This is a genomic window from Roseomonas sp. AR75 (assembly GCF_005222815.1).
In the GTDB taxonomy this organism is placed as follows: Bacteria; Pseudomonadota; Alphaproteobacteria; order Acetobacterales; family Acetobacteraceae; genus Falsiroseomonas.
Window position 1 is genome coordinate 765,511 of the sequence record NZ_STGB01000006.1, and the last position, 17,354, is coordinate 782,864.

Below are 17,354 nucleotides of genomic sequence, written 5' to 3' on the forward strand. Positions count from 1 at the left end.
CGTGTGAGTGGAAAAACCGGAAGGACGGACAGAAGCGCGGGTCGCCTTGCCCCCGCGGGTCTGACCGTGTGATCGAGGCCGGCGGCAAGCTCGGCAAGTATGAACTGCGCGGCACGCTCGGCCGCGGAGCGATGGGCGTCGTCTATGACGGCTACGACCCCATCATCGCGCGGCGCGTGGCGATCAAGACCGTCAAGCTGCCCAATGCCGACGACGCCGAGGGCCAGGAGGAGCTTGCCCGCTTCCGGCGAGAGGCGCAGGCGGCGGGCCGGCTGACGCATCCGAATATCGTCGGCGTCTACGACTACGGCGAGGACCAGGGCGTTGCCTACATCGTCATGGAATTCGTCGACGGGCCGACGCTGAAGAGCCTGCTGGACAAGCAGGAGCGCATGGCGCTGCCGGACATCGCCCGGGTGATGGAGGACGTTCTGTCGGGCCTGGCCTTCAGCCACGCGCGCGGCATCGTCCATCGCGACATCAAGCCCGCCAATGTCATGCTCACCTCCGACGGCCGCGCGAAGATTGCCGATTTCGGCATCGCGCGCATCGAGAGCAGCAGCATGACCCAGGCCGGCACGGTGATGGGCACGCCCGCCTACATGTCGCCCGAGCAATTCATGGGGCAGACCGTGGATGCGCGGACCGACCTCTATTCCTCCGGCGTGCTGCTCTACCAGCTGCTGACGGGCGAGCGGCCGTTCGAGGGCGGCATGACCGCCATCATGCACAAGGCGCTGCACACCGAGCCGCCGCGACCCTCCGACCTGTCCGTGACGGCGCCGCCGGCGATGGACCCGGTGGTGGCGCGCGCGATGGCGAAGCGGCCGGAAGCGCGCTTTCCGAACGCCGAGGCCTTCGCCGCGGCGATGCGCGCCGCGCTCGCCGCGCCGGCCGCGCTGGCTGAGCCATCGGCCGAGGCGACGATGATCTCGGCGCCGCGTGCGGCGTCCCCGGCGCCTGCACCGGTGACGCCCCCTCCCGCGGCCGTCGCGTCGCCGATGGTGGATCCGACCGTGCCGGTGAAGCGCGGCGCGCCGGTGGTGCCGATCGTCGCCGGGCTGGCGCTGCTGGCGGCGCTGGGCGGCGGTGCCTGGTACATGCTTGGCGGCGGCTCCCCGCCCGCACCGACGCAGGTCGCGACGGCGCCGACCGCGCCTGCGGCCCCGGCCGCGCCGGCACCCCCCTCCGTCGCGACGCCGGCGCCGAGCCCGACCCCGCCGGTCCAGGAGCCGCCGGCGGTGACGCCGGCTGCGCCGCCCGTCGCGCCATCCGTCGTTGCGGCAGAGCCGCCCGTCAGGCTGGAGCCAGCGGCGCCGCCCGCCGTCGTGGCCGCGCCGCCTGCCTCCGTTGCCGCGCCGCCTGCGGCCTCGCCGGCGCCGGTGGCCTCGACGCAGCCGCCGACGCAGCCTGCCGCGCCCGTGCCGAGCACTCCGGCGATCGCACCCCCGCCCGCGGCTACGACGGCGCAGCCGTCGCCGCAGCCGGCCGTGGCCGCGCCGGCGGCGCCAGAGCCTGCGACGCAGTTCGCCGCTCCACCGCTGGCCAAGCCGGTGACGCCGGTGGAGACGACGCCGACGGCACGGCCAGCAACCCCGTCGCTGCCACCGCCGGCGACGGCCCCGCCCGTGCAGCCGCCGCCGCAGGCGCTCGCGCTCGGGCCGGTGGCGCCGCGCCCGCCCGCGTCGCCGCCCGCGCCACCGGTCCAACCCGCAGTGCTGCCGCCCGCGTCTGTGGCGCGCGCAGCGCTGGCCGCGGCGCTGCCCTCCGTCACCTGTTCGCTGGTCTCCGGCACCGCCACGCCGGAGCGCCTGACGCTGCGCGGCGTGGTCGGGCAGGGTGCTCCGGAACGCGCGCTTCGCGAGGCTTTTGCCAACGGCGCCGGATCGCTCCCGCGCGACTGGCGCGTGGCCAGCTTCGATGCACCCTTCTGTACGGCACTCGACACGCTGCGCCCCGTTGCGCAGCCCTTCGGCACCCCGGGCGAGCTATCCGTGGCGCTGGCCGGCAACGCCACGCGGCTGCGCGACGGCGAGTTGGTGACGGTGGTGGTGAACGGGCCCGACTTCCCGGCCTATGTCTATGTCTCCTTCCTGGTGCATGACGGCACGCTCGCGCATCTGCACCCGACACCGACCGATCCCTCGCGCCAGCTTCCTGCAGGCGGCACGCTGCGCCTTGGCGATCCCGCGATCGGGGGGCCGGCCTGGGCGGTCAGCCCGCCCTTCGGCGTGGACCTGATCATTGCCGTCGCTTCCTCCGTGCCGCTGTTCGACAAGCCGCGGCCGGATGACGAGGACACGGCCGCCTATCTGCGGGACCTTCGCGTCGCACTGGAGCGGGCGCGGCGCGGCGGCGCGCGGCTGGCGTCGGATGCCTGGCTGCTGGATACGGTGGCACGCTGAGGCGTGCGGCTGCGCTCATGCTTGGCGCAACACGTGCGGCGAAGCCAAGCGCCGGCGGCGCGCCTGCTGTCGAGGGCACGAAGGTGAAACCTTCGTGCACTGTCCTCAGTTCTTGTTCTCGTAGCAGTGGAAGGCGAGATAGATCGTCTCGTTGTCGTACCACATCGTGATCTCGTAGCTGAAATCCACGTTGCCGACGCGCCGGCGTTCGCTCTGGCTCGTCAGCGTGGTCTTCGCGCCGCGCACGAAGCAGTTGCCCTGTGCGTTCACCGTCGCGGTCCAGCGAGCGGTGATGTACTCGGAGACCATCTGCGCGGCTTCCTGGCCGTGCACGTCGTAGTAGGCGAGCCGGTCATCTCCGTCATTGGCCGGGTTCACCTGGCCCTTGTGTGCGCGACGCGGCGTGATGCCGCGCTGCTTCGCCAGCGCGTGCAGACCCGAATCATGCGCGGTCTGCTCGAAGACCTCGATGAAGGCGACGAACTCCTTCTGCAGAGTACGTGGCGCCGTGCGGGACGAGCGCGGGGCGCCGGTGACGCCAAGCTGCCCGCGCCACACCTCCGCGAAGAGCTTGGCGTTGTCGCCGCTGAGGGCCTTCGGAACCGGCATGGTGGTCTGTCCGTGTCACGATGCGCCGGGTGCTCCGGCACGCGACGCCGCGATGCGGCGCTGCGCGGCAGGCCGCGATGGCGCCTGCCGCGTCGCGCGCGAGGCTCGCGCGGCGGCGCCGTCAGGCGTTCGCCTTCATCTCCTTCAGGTCGAAGGAGACCTTCTCGCCGTCCTTCACGCCGATCTTCGGGTCCACGACCTTCGGCACGACCTCGACATGGGCGAAGTTGAGCGAGAGGCTTTCGGTGGGCTTGTCGCCGCCGCTGCTGAGCGAATAACCGGAGATGCCGGTATCCTTCAGCTTCACCACCAGATAGACCTCCTGCTTCTTCGCACCGGTCGTGGTGAAGTGGATCTCGACCAGGCGGCTCATCTCGCCGGCCACCGATTCCTCGAACAGCTTGGAGGAGGAGGAGGCGTCCCACTGCTTCGTGCAGGTGATCTCGCTGATGCTCGGTTCACTCGCCTCGCGGTTCGACCCCGATCCGCGCGCCGAGGCGATGCCGCGGCCGGCGCCCATCTGGACGCTGCCGAGCTCGATCCAGTCCTTGAACCCGTCGGTCGTGACGGTGCCCTTGATGTCGCCGTACTTCATGTAGATGGCCATGACTGCGCTCCTTTACTGCCCTGCTCTCGTGACTTTCAGGCCGCCTCGATCGCGTAGGTGAAGCCGCCATCCGGGGCGAGGCCGACCCGGACGCCCCCGACCTGGCGACCTTCCGCCAGGTGGGACAGCACCTCCGCCGACAGTTCCGGCAGCAGGGTGCGGGAGAGGATGTTCTCGACGTTGCGCGCGCCGGAGGATGCCTCGGTGCAGCGCGCGGCGATCGCTTCGACGAGTGCCGGGTCCCAGTCGAACCCGGCGCGGTAGCTCTCGAAGACGCGCTTGCGGATGCGGTTGAGCTGGAGACCCACGATCTGCCGGATGATCGCATCGGGCAGCGGGAAATAGGGCACCAGCGTCACGCGCCCGAGAAAGGCGGGCTTGAAGTACTTCATCAGCTCCGGCCGCAGCGCCGCGGCCAGGCCATCCGCGTCCGGCGCGGTGTCCGGGTCGGCCATCAGCTTGGTGACGAGGTCGGTGCCGGCATTGGACGTCATGATGATGACGGTGTTCTTGAAGTCGATGTCGCGGCCTTCGCCGTCCTTCATGTTCCCCTTGTCGAACACCTGGAAGAACACGTCCTGCACGCCCGGATGGGCCTTCTCCATCTCGTCGAGCAGCACGACGGAATAGGGCTTGCGGCGCACGGCTTCCGTCAGGATGCCGCCCTCGCCATAGCCGACATAGCCGGGCGGGCTGCCCATCAGCAGCGAGACCTTATGCTCCTCCTTGAACTCGGTCATGTTGATGACCGTGAGGTTCTGCTCGCCGCCATAGAGCAGTTCGGCGAGCGTCAGCGCGGTTTCCGTCTTGCCCACGCCGGAGGTGCCGACCATCAGGAACACGCCGATCGGCTTGCGCGGATCGGTCAGCCCGGCGCGGGAGGTGCGGATGGCCTGCGCCACGGCTTCGAGCGCGTGCGGCTGGCCGACGACGCGGGCCTCCATCGCCTGGCGCAGGTTCAGCACCGTGCGGATCTCGTCGCCGCGCATCCGGCCGGCAGGGATCCCGGTCCAGCTCTCGACGATCTCCGCCACCGCCTGGCCATCCACCACGGGATGCACCAGCGGGTGCTCGCCCTGCAGCGCGCGAAGGTCAGTGGCGAGCGCGGCGAGGCGTGCGCGCAGCCCGTCCTTGTCGCCGATATCCTCGGGGTTCTCGACGGCGCTGCGGACCTCCGCCAGTTCGGCGGCCAGCGCCTTCTCCCGCTCCCAACGGGCATCGAGTTCCGCCAGCTCCCCTTCCGCCCTCGTCTTGTCGGCGATCAATTCATCGCGACGGACGGCGAAGTCCGCCCCCGCCGCCATCTCGCGGCCGACGATGCCGAGCTCCGTGGTGATCAGCTCGATGCGCCGCCGCCGATCCTCGATGGCCGCGGGTATCGCGGCCTGGCTCATCGCGACGCGCGCACAGGCGGTGTCGATCAGGCTGACGGCCTTGTCCGGCAACTGGCGCGACGGGATGTAGCGCGCGGAAAGCCGCACCGCCTCGCTGACGGCCTCGTCCAGGATGCGCACCTTGTGGTGCTTCTCCAGCGTGCCGACCAGGCCGCGGATCATGGCGATCGCGATGGGGATCGTCGGCTCCTCGACCTTCACCACCTGGAATCGGCGGGTGAGGGCGGCGTCCTTCTCGAAATACTTCTTGTACTCGGCCCATGTGGTGGCCGCGACGGTGCGCAACTCGCCGCGCGCCAGCGCCGGCTTCAGCAGGTTCGCCGCGTCGTTCTGGCCCTGCTGGCCGCCGGCGCCGATCAGCGTGTGCGCCTCGTCGATGAAGAGGATGATCGGCTTGGGGCTGGCCTTCACCTCGTCGATCACCGACTTCAGCCGGTTCTCGAATTCGCCCTTCACGCCCGCGCCGGCCTGCAGCAGCCCGAGGTCGAGCGTGCGCAGCACCACGCCCTGCAGCGCCGGCGGCACGTCGCCCGCCGCGATCTTGAGCGCAAGGCCCTCGACCACCGCCGTCTTTCCCACGCCGGCCTCGCCGGTGAGGATCGGGTTGTTCTGGCGGCGCCGGGTGAGGATGTCGACGACCTGGCGGATTTCCGCGTCGCGGCCGAGGATTGGGTCGATCCTGCCAGCCTTGGCGCGGCCGGTGAGGTCGGTGGTGAACTGCTCCAGCGCTGTGCCGCCTGTCGGTGCCGGCGCCTCGCTTCCCGCCGCTTCGGCGCCCGCGGCGGCGGCCGGCGAAGCCGCCTGCGATTCCGGCGTCGCGCCGCAGATTGCCCCGTAGTCGCGCTTGAGCTGGTCGGCAGGGATGCGCGCGAACTGGCCCGACGCCTCCCTTGCGCGCCGCGCCAGCGCCTCGTCGGCGACGAGCGCGAGGATGACGTGGCCGGTGCGCACGCGGTGCGCGTTCAGCTCGATCGAGCCGAGCAGCCAGCCCTGCTTCAGCAGCTCCACGACATCGGGCGAGAGCGAAGGCGCACGCGCATTGCCGGTCTTCATCCGGTCGAGCGCCTTGCCGAGATCGGCGGCGAAGCGCGCCATGTCCACGCCGTAGTGGCGCAGGATCGCGGCGCAGTCGGTGTCGGTGCGGTCGGCGAGGGCGAGCAGCAGGTGCTCGACCTCGACATTGTAATGGCTGCGGGACAGCGTGAGGCCCGCCGCCGCTTCCAGAGCGCGCCGGCACGGGTCGTTCAGCCGTCCGACGAGCTGCTTCAGATCGACCCCGGCCATCTCACCCCCTTTGGCGGAGCAACCCTATGTGATAATGCCCCGTTCCGTCCAGCAACGTTCGCGCGTCGCAACTCCGCGCGGGCCGTTGCGCGGCACCGGCCGGGGGGACCGCCGCATGAGTGATGACTCGCCGGTAATGCCGGAAGGTTTCGACCTTCCCGTGCTGCTCGCGCCGATCGGCGGCGATGCGCCGCAGGGCACCGACCTGCGCGAGGACTACTCGGCGCAATCCCCGTATTTCCGCTTGCGCGACGCACGCTCCGAAGCGCGCGAAGCGGAGCGTCGCGCGGAAACCGCCGGTGACGACACCGAGGCGGCCGTGCCGCCTCAATGGAAGACCGTCGTCTCGCTGGCGACAACCGCGCTCGCGGAACGCAGCAAGGATCTGGAAATCGCGGCCTGGCTGACCGAGGCCTCCGTGCGGCTGCATGGCCTGCCGGGACTGACCGCGGGCGCGCTGCTGATCCGCGGGCTTGCCGAGGGGTTCTGGGACGGCGTCTTTCCGCTGCCGGACGAGGACGGGATGGTGACGCGCGTCGCGCCGATCACCGGCCTCAGCGGCGCGGAATCCGATGGTACGCTGATGCCGGCGTTGCGTCGCCTGCCGCTGTTCCGCCGGCCCAGCGGCGAGAACTTCGCCTGGTGGCAGTACGAGCGCTCTGAGGAACTGGCGACGATCGCGGACGAGGCGCGCCGCCAGGCGCGGTTGGAAGCCGGCACGCTCAGCATGGGCGACGTGGAGAAGGAGGCGGTGGCCGCCGGCGCAGCGCATTTCGCCCGGATGCGCCGCGCGCTGTCCGATGCGATCGCGGCCTGGAGCGGCATGGGCGAGGCGCTGGACGGTCTGGCCGGCGCCGACGGCCCTTCCACCGGCCGCGTGCTCGCGCTGCTGCGCGCCATGGCGGAAGTCGTCGCCCGCTTCGCGCCCGCCGAGGAGGAAGGCGCGGCCATTGAGGCGGCGGCGGCGGAGGAGGCGGGCGACGCTGGCGCCGCACCTCCCAGCGGGCCCCGCGCACCGGCGGCTTCGGCCGGCCGCTCGCGCGAGGAGTTGCTGCGCCAGCTCGTCGAGATCGCCGACTACTTCCGCAAGACAGAGCCCAATTCGCCGCTGGCCTACACGCTGCAGGACGCCGTGCGCCGAGCCCGCATGACCTGGCCGGAGCTGCTGACCGAACTGGTGCCGGACGAGGCCTCCCGCGTCGCCATCCTGACTTCCCTCGGCATCAAGCCGCCGGAGCCGGAAGCCGGGGCCGAGTGACAGGCGCGAACCGATCCGACTACCACGGATTGCCGCACAACGTTCCCATGCACGCTTTCTTGACCCGTCCGGGCGGAACAACCTAGCATCCACCCGATCCGCGGTGAGAACTCGGCGCGGCCCCGCCTCGATGGGGGGCGGCTCTTCTCTCCCCGCGGTCGGCCCAGCCGCGAGGAAACCGCGCCATGAGTGAAAGCATCCACGGCAAGCTGAACCGCGTGCGCAAGCCGCGGGTGCACATCACCTACGAGGTCGAGACCGAAGGCGCGGAGGTGGTGCGCGAGCTGCCCTTCGTCGTCGGCGTGATGGGCGACTTCTCCGGCGATCCCACCGCGCCGCTGAAGCCGCTCACTGAGCGGAAGTTCGTGCAGATCGACCGCGACAACTTCAACGACGTCATGGCGTCCTTCACCCCCGGCCTGAAGCTGAAGGTGGAGAACACGCTGGCCGGCGACGGGAGCCAGATGGCCGTCGAGCTGGCCTTCAAGTCGATGGACGATTTCGACCCGGCGCGCGTGGCCCAGCAGGTGCCCGCCCTCGCCGCGCTGCTCGAGACGCGCGCCAAGCTGCGCGACCTCATGAGCAAGGTGGACCGCTCCGAGGAGCTGGAGGGGCTGCTGGAACAGGTGCTGAGCAACGAGGCCGAGATGAAGAAGCTCTCTTCGGAACTCGGCCTCGGCACGAAGGAGGGCTGAGCGATGTCCGAATCCGCAGCCGCCGGCGGCGCCGCCGCCACCACCACGGAAAGCCTCGGCCTGCTCGACCAGGTCGTCTCAGCGACCAAGCAGACCGAGCCCGACCGCGCGCAGGACCTGGTGAAGAACCTGGTCGAGCAGGCGCTGGCCGGCACAGTCACCTTCGACAAGAACCTCTCCCGCACCTTCGACCGCGCCATCGCCGCGATCGACGCCAAGGTCTCGGCGCAGCTGAACGCGATCATGCACGACCCGAAATTCGTGAAGCTGGAGGGGTCGTGGCGCGGGCTGCACTACCTCGTGCAGAACAGCGAGACGGGCACGGCGCTGAAGATCCGCACGCTGAACCTGCCGAAGCGCGAGATGACGCGCGACCTGACCAAGGCGGTGGAGTTCGACCAGAGCCAGCTCTTCAAGAAGCTGTATGAGAACGAGTTCGGCACGCCAGGCGGCGAGCCTTATGGCGCGCTGATCGGCGACTACGAATGGACCAACCATCCGGACGACGTCGAGACGCTGCGGCTGATGTCGAACGTCGCCGCCGCCGGCTTCTCGCCCTTCATCTCCGCCGCCGGTCCGGGCATGTTCGGCTTCAAGGACTACACGGAACTGTCGAAGCCGCGTGACCTCGCGAAGATCTTCGAGGCGCCGGAATACATGAAGTGGCGCAGCTTCCGCGACAGCGAGGACAGCCGCTTCGTTTCCCTGGTGATGCCGCGCGTCATCGCGCGCCTGCCCTATGGCGAGAACACCAAGCCGATCGAGGAATTCGGCTATGAGGAAGCACCGGCCGATTCCGTGACGGGCGCGGCGAAGCCGATGAACCACAACGACTACTGCTGGATGAACGCGGCCTATGTGATGGGCGCGCGGATGACCGACGCCTTCGCCAAGTATGGCTTCTGCGTCGCCATCCGCGGCGCCGAGGGCGGCGGCAAGGTGGAGAACCTGCCGACGCATCTGTTCACCTCCGACGACGGCGACGCGGATTCGAAGTGTCCCACCGAGATCGGCATCACCGACCGCCGCGAGTTCGAACTGTCGAACCTCGGCTTCCTGCCGCTCTGCCACTACAAGAACACCGACTACGCCGTGTTCTTCGGCGCGCAGACCACGCAGAAGCCCAAGAAATACGACCGGCCGGAGGCGACGGCCAACGCCGCGATCTCCGCGCGCCTGCCCTACCTGATGGCCACCGGCCGTTTCGCGCACTACCTGAAGGTGATGGCGCGGGACAAGATCGGCTCCTTCATGGAGGCGCAGGACTGCGAGAAGTGGCTGAACCGTTGGATCAACAACTACGTCAATTCCAACGTGAATGCCGGGCCGGAAATGAAGGCGCGCTACCCGCTGCGCGAGGCGAAGGTCGAGGTGAAGGAGATCCCGGGCAAGCCCGGCTCCTACAACGCCGTCGCCTACATGCGGCCGTGGCTGCAGATGGAGGAGCTCACCACCTCCATGCGCATGGTCGCCCGCATCCCGCAGAAGGCCTGAGGCCTCTCCGCACTTCTCCCTCCTCCGCGCGCGGGGGAGGGCCGGGGTGGGGGCGGCGCAGGGCCATGACGGCGAGCGCATCATGACCGCCGCGGCCACCGCCGACGAAACGGTCATCCTTCGCCCGGCGCGCGCCAAGCCGCCGCTGCGCGAGGCGGTGTTGGCAGGCGCCTTTCTCGGCGAGCGCAACGCCGGAGCTGCCGCGCGCCTCGCCGGTTTCGCGCGCGCCGGCACCGCCGCCGACGCCCTGCGCGACTGGTTCGGCGCCGCCGCCAACCGCCTGCTGACCGACACGGACGCGCTGCGCGGCGCGCTGGATCGCGACATCGCCGCGATCGACGCGCAGATCGGCGCACAACTCGACGCCATCCTGCACCATCCGCGCTTCACCCGCTTCGAGGGGAGCTGGCGCGGCCTCGCTTGGCTGGTGGAGGGCATCGAGCCCGGTCGCCGCGTGAAGGTGCGCGTGCTGCCCGCCTCCTGGGCGGAGATCTGCCGAGACCTGGAACGCGCGCCGGAATTCGATCGCAGCACCATGTTCCGCCTCGTCTACGAGGAGGAGTTCGGCATGCCCGGCGGCGAGCCTTACGGCGTGCTTTTGGTGGACCACGAGCTGCGCCATCGCCCCGCCGCCGGCGCGCCGACCGACGACGTCACCGCCGTCGCGTCGCTGGCTGCGGTGGGCGCTGCCGCCTTCGCGCCGGTGATCTTCGCCGCGCATCCCGCTCTCCTGGAAGTGGATTCCTGGCCTGAACTGCAGGCGGTGCAGGATGTCGCCGCGCCCCTGGGTGGGCCGGAACATGCGCGCTGGCGTGGCCTCGCCGGCCGAGCCGATCTCCGCTTCGTCGGCGTGACCCTGCCGCGCCTGCTGGCGCGTCCGCCCTGGCGCGACGATCCCGCGCGGGTGGACCGCTTCCGCTATGCCGAGCGGGCAGCGAATTGGCGCGACCGTGTCTGGATGTCCGCCGGCTTCGCCTTCGCCGCAAGCGCCTGCCGCGCTTTCGCCCAGCATGGCTGGCCCGCCGATGTGCGCGGTGTGGAACAGGACCGGCCGAGCGGCGGCCTGGTGGAGCGGCTGCCGGACGAGCCCTTCGCTTCCGGCCCCGCCATCGCCTGGCAGCGCGTCCCGGCGGATGTCTCGCTGACCGACCGGCAGGAACGCGCGCTGGTGGATGCCGGGCTGATGCCGGTCTGCGCGCTGCCCTATTGCCACGAGATGGTGTTCGGCGCCGTGCGCAGCCTGCAGGCGCCGGCGCGCCACATGGGCGCGAACGCGATGGCGGCGGATGCCAGCGCGCGGCTTTCGGCGCAGGTCAACGCGCTGCTCTGCGCGGCGCGCTTCGCGCACTACCTCAAGGTGATCGGGCGCGACATGGTCGGCAGCTTCCAGACCGCGGGCGACATCCAGCGACGGCTGCACGAGTGGCTACAGAAGCACGTCAATTCGAACCGCAACGCCACCGGCGAGCAGCGCGCGCGCTATCCGCTTTCGGAAGGGCGGATCGAGGTGGAGGAGAAGCCGGGCAAGCCCGGTACCTTCGGCTGCACCATGCACCTGAAGCCGCACTATCAGCTTGACGATGTTTCGGCCACCTTCATCCTTCTGACCGAGATTTCCGCGCCGGGCCGCAGAGGAGGAACCGCATGAGCGCCACCGCCGAGGGGCCCGGCGCCCTGTTCCATGCCGGCCGTCTTGCCGATGCCGTCGCCGCTGCTGGCGCCGCGGTGAAGCGCGCGCCGACGGATCTCGGCGCCCGTGTGCTGCTGGCGGAGATGCTCGCCTTCTCCGGCAATGCCGAGCGCGCCGACGTCATCCTGGATGCCGCCAGCGACATCGAGCCCGCGGCCGCCGTCGCGGTCGCCGAGTTCCGCCAGCTGCTGCGCGCGGAAGTCGCCCGCCGCCAGTTGTTCCGCGACGGCCGCGTGCCGGAATTCCTGGGCGAGCCAAATGAATCGCAGCGCCTGGCGCTCGCCGCTCTGGTGGCAAGCCGCGCGGGCGACGGCGCCGAAGCCGCGCGCTGCGCCGCGGAAGCCGAGGCCGCGCGCATCCATGCCGCCGGGAAACATGGCACCACGGTCTTCGACGACATGCGCGACGCGGACGACATCCTCGCCGGCAGCTTCGAGGTGCTGACGACGACCGGGAAATACTATTGGATCCCGATCGAGCGCGTCGCCCATGTGGAGTTCCACGCGCCGAAGCGTCCGCGCGACCTGCTCTGGCGCCGCGCGAGCATGTCCGTGACGGACGGGCCGGATGGCGACGTGTACATCCCCACCACCTATGCCCCGCCCGAGGGCATGGCGGACGATGCGCTGCTGCTGGGACGCGCGACGGATTGGGTGGGGCCGGAGGCCGGGCCGGTGCGCGGCCTCGGCCTGCGCACCTTCCTGCTGGGCGAGCATGCCGCGACCATCATGGAGCTCGGCACGCTCGACTTCACGCGCGCGGGCTGAACGCGGTGTCGGGGCAGGGGACCACCGGCCGGCGTGACCGCGGCGAGCTGCGCGCGCAGTTGCCGCTGCTCGACCGCCTGCTGGACGATGCGCCCGATGAGACGCGCGACCGCGTGGCGTCGAACGCGGAGGTGCTGGAGACGCTGCGTGCGGCGGTACGCCGCGATCTGCAATCGCTGCTCAACGCGCGCCGCCGCTGGCGATCCTGGCCGCCGGCGCTGCGCGAGCTGGCGACCTCGCCGCTCGGCTACGGCCTGCCCGACTTCGCCTCCGGCGCCTTCGGCGATCCCGCCCGGCGGGAGGCGCTGCGGCGCGAGGTGGAGGACACGATCCGCCGCTTCGAACCGCGCTTCCTGTCGCTGAAGGTGCAGGTGCTGGACGGGACGGACACGCTGACCGGCACGCTGCGCCTGCGCATCGAGGCCCTGCTGGACGCCGACCCCGCGCCGGAGCCGGTCGGCTTCGACACGGTGCTGGACGCCGCGCGCGACGAGGTTGTGGTGCGGGAGACGGGGGTTTGAGCGGCAGCGCTTCCCAAGCCAATCCAAGGCCGGCGAAGCCGGCCCGCGCGGCTTACGACCCCATGCTCCGGCGCGCCATGTCTGAGGCGCGCAAGCCAAGCGCGCGGATGCGCGCGCCGGCGCCTGAGGCATGCAAGCGTGTCTGACGCGCTGCTGCCCTACTACAACCGCGAGCTGGATGCGCTACGTCGCCTTGCCGCGGAATTCGCCGTTGCGCATCCGAAGATCGCAGGCCGCCTGCGCCTCTCGCCGGATTCCGTGGACGACCCGCATGTCGCGCGCCTGCTGGAAGGCGTCGCCTTCCTCGCCGCGCGCGTGCATCACCGGCTCGACGACGAGTTCCCCGAACTCACCGACACGCTGCTGGAGGTGCTCTACCCGCATTACCTCGCGCCATTTCCGTCCTGCTTCGTCGCGCGCCTCGCGCCGCAACAGGGCTTGCAGAACGGCGCGCAGGTGCCCGCCGGCCTGGTGGTGGACACCGAGCCCGTGCGCGGCGAGCGCTGCCGCTACCGCTCCGCCTATCCCGTCACCGTCTGGCCGGTGGAGATCGAATCCGCGCGCCTCTCCGGCCTGCCCATCCTGGCGCCGGCGAATCCGCTCGCCACCGGGGCCGTCGCCTGCCTGCGCCTGGTGCTGAAGGGCATCGCGCCGGATGTCACCTTCACCAAGCTCGGCATGGAGCGGCTGCGCCTGTTCCTGCGCGGTGCCAACGCGCCGGCGCTGCACGAGCTGATCTCCGCCCACGCCATCTCCGTCGGCTATGCCGACAATGCCGGCGACACGCGGCCGGTCATCCTGGGCCGGGAGGCGATCGAGCCGGTGGGCTTCGCGCCGGAGGAGGCGCTGCTGCCCTGGCCCGCGCGCGCCTTCGCAGGCTTCCGCCTGCTGTCCGAGTATTTCGCGTTCCCTGAGAAATTCCTGTTCCTCGACCTCTGCCGGATGGAGGCGAAGACGCTTGTCGGCGCCGGCAACCGCATCGAGGTCTTCATCTGGCTCGACCGCGCCGTGCCGGAGCTGGAGCGCACGGTGGACGCCGACAGCTTCGCGCTGGGCTGCACGCCGCTGGTGAACCTGTTCCCGCAGCGCTGCGAGCCGATCCGGCTGGACGACACCGCAATCGAGTATCGCGTGGTGCCGGATTCGCGGCGCCCGATGGCGACCGAGGTCTGGTCCGTCACCCGCGTGCGGGAGCCCTTGCAGGATGGCGGCACGCGCCCCTGGCGGCCCTTCCACCGCCTGACCCATGCCGACCCCGAGCCCGGCACGCCGGGCGGCAGCTACGCGACGGTGCGCCATGCCGGCACGCCGCCGGATGGCGGGACAGAGGTGTTCCTGGCGCCGCATGATCCCGACCTCGCGCCGCGCCGCGCGCGCGATGCGGTGCTGTCGGTGGATGCGCTCTGCCTCAACCGCGACCTGCCGACCGAACTGCCCTTCGGCGGCGGACGTCCCGCGCTGAAGCTCGTGGAAGGCGTCACCGCCATCGGTGCGCTGCATGCGATGACCGCGCCGACGCCGACGCTGCGCCGCACGCTGCGGGAGCGCACGGCCTGGCGTCTGGTCTCGCAGCTCTCGCTCGGCCAGCTTTCGGTGGTGGGCGGCGCGGAGGGCGCGGCGGCGCTGCGCGAGGTGCTGCGCCTGCACGACCTGCGCGACTCCGCGGAGACGCGCGCGGCGATTGCCTCGCTGCTCGGCGTCACCTCCGCGCCGGGCGCGGCGCGGCTGCCGGGCGGGCCGCGCGGCCTCGGCGGCAGCTTCGTGCGCGGCCTCGACGTCACGCTCACCTTCGACCAGCGAGGATGGCAGACGGGCGGGCTGTTCGTGCTGGCCTCGGTGCTGGATCGCTTCCTCGCGCTGCATGCGACGGTGAACTCCTTCGTGCGCACCCGCGCGGTGCTGCGCGGCGCGTCCGGGAACGCCGCTGCCTGGCCCGCCCGCGCCGGCTGGCGGGTGTTGTTGTGACGAAGGAGGCACGCGCGCCGCTGGAGCGCCTGCAGGCGGAGCCGGAGCGCTTCTCCTTCGACGCCGCACTCCGCCTGCTCTGCGCCGACCGCCGCACGGCGGAGCCGGCGGAGGCCGCGCGCTTCCACGCGCCTCACGGCCTCGCCTATCCGCCCGGCGATGTGCTGCGCTTCGATCCTGCGGGACAGAACGCTCCGCCCTCGCTCACGCTCGGCCTGATCGGCCTCACCGGCCCCGCCGGCGTGCTGCCGCGCCACTACTCCGAGGCGGTGGTGCAGCAGGTGCGGGGACGCGCGCGCAGCCTGCCGGAATTCCTGGACATGCTCGCGCAGCGCATGATCGGGCATTTCGCCAGCGCCGGCACGAAGTACCGCATGCAGCGCGCCGCCGACATGGCGCGGCTCGATCATGGCGACGAGGGCAGCCCCATCGCGGGCGTGCTGCTCGCGCTCGCCGGCCACGGCACGCCGCATCTGGCGGACCGCGTCGCCGCGGGCGCCGATCCGCTGATGCACTACGCCGGCCTCTTCGCGATGCGGCCACGCTCGGCGGAGCGGCTGCGCGCGCTGGTGTCCGACTGGCTCGGCCAGCCGGTCGAGGTGGAGCAGTTCGCCGGCGCCTGGCTCGCCCTGCCGCCGGACCAGCGCACGCGCCTGCCGGTCGGCATCGGCAGCGGTCAGCATGCGCGGCTCGGCGTGGACGCGACGATCGGCGTGCGCGCCTGGGATCCGTCTGCGCGCGTCGTGCTCCGCCTCGGGCCGCTGGACGGACCGGCCTTCGATTCGCTGCTGCCCGACCGGCCTGCGCTGGAACGCTTGGTGTCGCTGGTGCGTGCCTTCCTCGGCGGCGAGACCGGCTTCGCCATCAACCCGGTGATCGCGGCGCCGGAGATCCCGCCGCTGCGCCTCGACCCCACCGCATCGCCGGCGCCGCGCCTGGGCTGGAACACCTGGCTGCCTTCCGCGCAGCGCCGCCCCGATGGCGATGAGCCGCTCTTCGAGGCCGAGATCGTCGAGTTCTTCGCCAGCGCCGCACGCGCCGGCGACACCATCCGCGCCGGGAGCGCAGCCTGATGACGGCAAACTGGGGCGGCGGCTACGTCACCGACATCCACTACGACCACGGCTACTACCGGGAGCAGTCGCCAACGCAGCTTCGCTTGGCGTGCCTGCTCTCCGGCGTCGCGGTGGACCTGCCGCAGGAAGGCGCGCACTACCTGGAACTCGGCTGCGGGCAGGGCATCGGCGCGCTCGTCGTCGCCGCCTCCAACCCGTCCTGGCGCGTCACCGCGGTGGACTTCAACCCCGCGCATGTCGCCGCGGCCCGCGCCTTGGCGCGCGAGGCAGGGCTCGGGAACGTCACCTTCCTGGAAGCCGACCTGACGGAGTTCGCCGAGACCGCCACGGCCGCGGCGCTGCCCGAGGCCGACATCGTCACCATGCACGGCGTCTGGAGCTGGGTGGCGCCCGCGGTGCGCGCCGGCATCGTACGTCTGCTGAAGGCGAAGCTGCGCGCGGGCGGCATCGCGCATGTCAGCTACAACGCGCTGCCGGGCTGGCAGGGCCTGCTGTCCATGCAGCGCCTCGTGCGGGAAGCGGGCATCCGCCTCGCCGCGCGCAGCGACCGCCAGGCCCAGGCGGGCTTCGCGCTGCTGCGGGAGATGGCGGCGACGGAGCCGCATGGACTGACCGCGGATTCGCGCATGACCGCCTGGCTCGCGGAGGTCGGCGGCTATACCGGCACCTACCTCGCGCATGAATTCATGAACGCGCACTGGTCGCCCTGCTGGCAGGCCGATGTGGCGGCGGACATGGCCGAGGCGCGGCTGGACTGGGTCGGCTCGGCCGGGCTGATCGAGAATTTCGCCGAACTCGCGATGACCGCGCCGCAGCGCGCGATCTACGACCGCTTCGAGGATCCGGCGATGCGCGAGCTGCTGAAGGACCTCTGCGCCGCACGCACGCTGCGTCACGACATCTACATGCGCGGCGCGCGCCGCATGACGGTCGGCGCGCGCGACGCCGCGCTGTCCGAGCTGACGCTCGCGCTTATCGTCCCGCAGGACCGCGTGCAGCTCGAGGTGCAGGTCGCGGCGGGGCGCGCCGAGCTGTCGCCGGCCTTCTACGGGCCCGTTGTCGCCATGCTCGGCGCCGGTCCCGCAAGGGTCGCGGAGCTTCTGCACGCGCCCGGCGCGGTCGCCACGCGGGAGAACCCGGCGGAGCTGGCAGGGCTGCTGGTCGGCACCCGCCAGGCCGCGGTCGTGGCGCGACCCGGCGCCGCCCCTACCGAGGCGTCGCTCAGCCTGAATGCCGCGTTGGCTCGGCGGCTAGCGATGACGGAGAACCTCAACCGCGCCGCCGTGCTGGCGAGCCCGATGCTCGGGGCGGGCCTGCCCTGCGCCACGGCCGATCTCTTCGTCGCGGGGCAGAAGATGGCGGGAAGGACTGAGCCCGACCTCGAGGCCTGGGTCGCGCAGCTCGGCGAGACGCTCGACGCGGAGAACCAGGGACGCCTGCGGGAAGCGCTGGCCCGGGGCTGGGACGAGATGCTGCCGCTCATGCGCCGGCTGGGCACGGTGCCGGCCTGAGAGTTCGGGCTGCCATCGGCCGAGGCATCGCGCCGATGGCGCGGATGTGCTTTGATGCTGCCAGGAAACAGCTTCTGG

General features: G+C 71.3%; 13 protein-coding genes. 10 read left to right on the forward strand and 3 right to left on the reverse strand.

Annotated features, from left to right (window positions below):
- The first annotated feature begins 68 nt into the window (after positions 1-68).
- Positions 69-2,405 carry a serine/threonine-protein kinase gene (locus tag E4T13_RS28115; RefSeq protein ID WP_137181647.1) on the forward strand — a complete coding sequence of 779 codons (2,337 nt, stop codon included), beginning with the start codon at positions 69-71 and terminating at the stop codon, positions 2,403-2,405.
- 105 nt (positions 2,406-2,510) lie between these two features.
- Here the strand turns inward: E4T13_RS28115 and E4T13_RS28120 are convergent, their stop codons facing one another.
- From E4T13_RS28120 to tssH, 3 genes are all read right to left on the reverse strand, one after another.
- Complete coding sequence (locus tag E4T13_RS28120; protein ID WP_137181648.1) at positions 2,511-3,014, reverse strand: hypothetical protein; 504 nt, start codon at positions 3,012-3,014, stop codon at positions 2,511-2,513.
- A gap of 121 nt (positions 3,015-3,135) precedes the next feature.
- A complete protein-coding gene (locus tag E4T13_RS28125) occupies positions 3,136-3,621 on the reverse strand; it encodes a type VI secretion system tube protein Hcp (protein WP_137181649.1) in 486 nt (161 codons plus the stop codon).
- Positions 3,622-3,656: 35 nt separating this feature from the next.
- Complete coding sequence (gene tssH / locus E4T13_RS28130) at positions 3,657-6,299, reverse strand: type VI secretion system ATPase TssH (protein WP_137181650.1); 2,643 nt, start codon at positions 6,297-6,299, stop codon at positions 3,657-3,659.
- 115 nt (positions 6,300-6,414) lie between these two features.
- On the opposite strand from tssH, the gene tssA reads away from it, so the two are divergent.
- The 9 genes from tssA to E4T13_RS28175 all read left to right on the forward strand — a co-directional run bounded on the left by tssA (position 6,415) and on the right by E4T13_RS28175 (position 17,276).
- Positions 6,415-7,557 carry a type VI secretion system protein TssA gene (tssA, locus tag E4T13_RS28135; RefSeq protein WP_137181651.1) on the forward strand — a complete coding sequence of 381 codons (1,143 nt, stop codon included), beginning with the start codon at positions 6,415-6,417 and terminating at the stop codon, positions 7,555-7,557.
- A gap of 185 nt (positions 7,558-7,742) precedes the next feature.
- On the forward strand, positions 7,743-8,252 hold the full coding sequence (gene tssB / locus E4T13_RS28140; RefSeq protein WP_137181652.1) for a type VI secretion system contractile sheath small subunit: 510 nt from the start codon (positions 7,743-7,745) through the stop codon (positions 8,250-8,252).
- Positions 8,253-8,255: 3 nt separating this feature from the next.
- A complete protein-coding gene (gene tssC / locus E4T13_RS28145; protein WP_137181653.1) occupies positions 8,256-9,746 on the forward strand; it encodes a type VI secretion system contractile sheath large subunit in 1,491 nt (496 codons plus the stop codon).
- A gap of 82 nt (positions 9,747-9,828) precedes the next feature.
- Positions 9,829-11,394: a type VI secretion system contractile sheath large subunit gene (gene tssC / locus E4T13_RS28150; RefSeq protein WP_137181654.1), complete on the forward strand. Its 1,566-nt coding sequence runs from the start codon at positions 9,829-9,831 to the stop codon at positions 11,392-11,394.
- A complete protein-coding gene (locus E4T13_RS28155) occupies positions 11,391-12,203 on the forward strand; it encodes a type VI secretion system accessory protein TagJ (RefSeq protein WP_137181655.1) in 813 nt (270 codons plus the stop codon). Before tssC (E4T13_RS28150) ends, E4T13_RS28155 begins: the two co-directional genes overlap by 4 nt.
- Before the next feature lie 5 nt (positions 12,204-12,208).
- Entirely contained in the window at positions 12,209-12,724 is a 516-nt protein-coding gene (gene tssE / locus E4T13_RS28160) for a type VI secretion system baseplate subunit TssE (RefSeq protein WP_137181656.1), read from the forward strand.
- A 138-nt stretch (positions 12,725-12,862) separates the two neighbouring features.
- Complete coding sequence (gene tssF, locus E4T13_RS28165) at positions 12,863-14,689, forward strand: type VI secretion system baseplate subunit TssF (protein ID WP_137181657.1); 1,827 nt, start codon at positions 12,863-12,865, stop codon at positions 14,687-14,689.
- Positions 14,686-15,762: a type VI secretion system baseplate subunit TssG gene (gene tssG / locus E4T13_RS28170; RefSeq protein ID WP_170985299.1), complete on the forward strand. Its 1,077-nt coding sequence runs from the start codon at positions 14,686-14,688 to the stop codon at positions 15,760-15,762. The genes tssF and tssG overlap by 4 nt, the downstream gene beginning before the upstream one ends.
- Complete coding sequence (locus tag E4T13_RS28175; RefSeq protein WP_137181659.1) at positions 15,762-17,276, forward strand: class I SAM-dependent methyltransferase; 1,515 nt, start codon at positions 15,762-15,764, stop codon at positions 17,274-17,276. Before tssG ends, E4T13_RS28175 begins: the two co-directional genes overlap by 1 nt.
- Positions 17,277-17,354 lie beyond the last annotated feature (78 nt).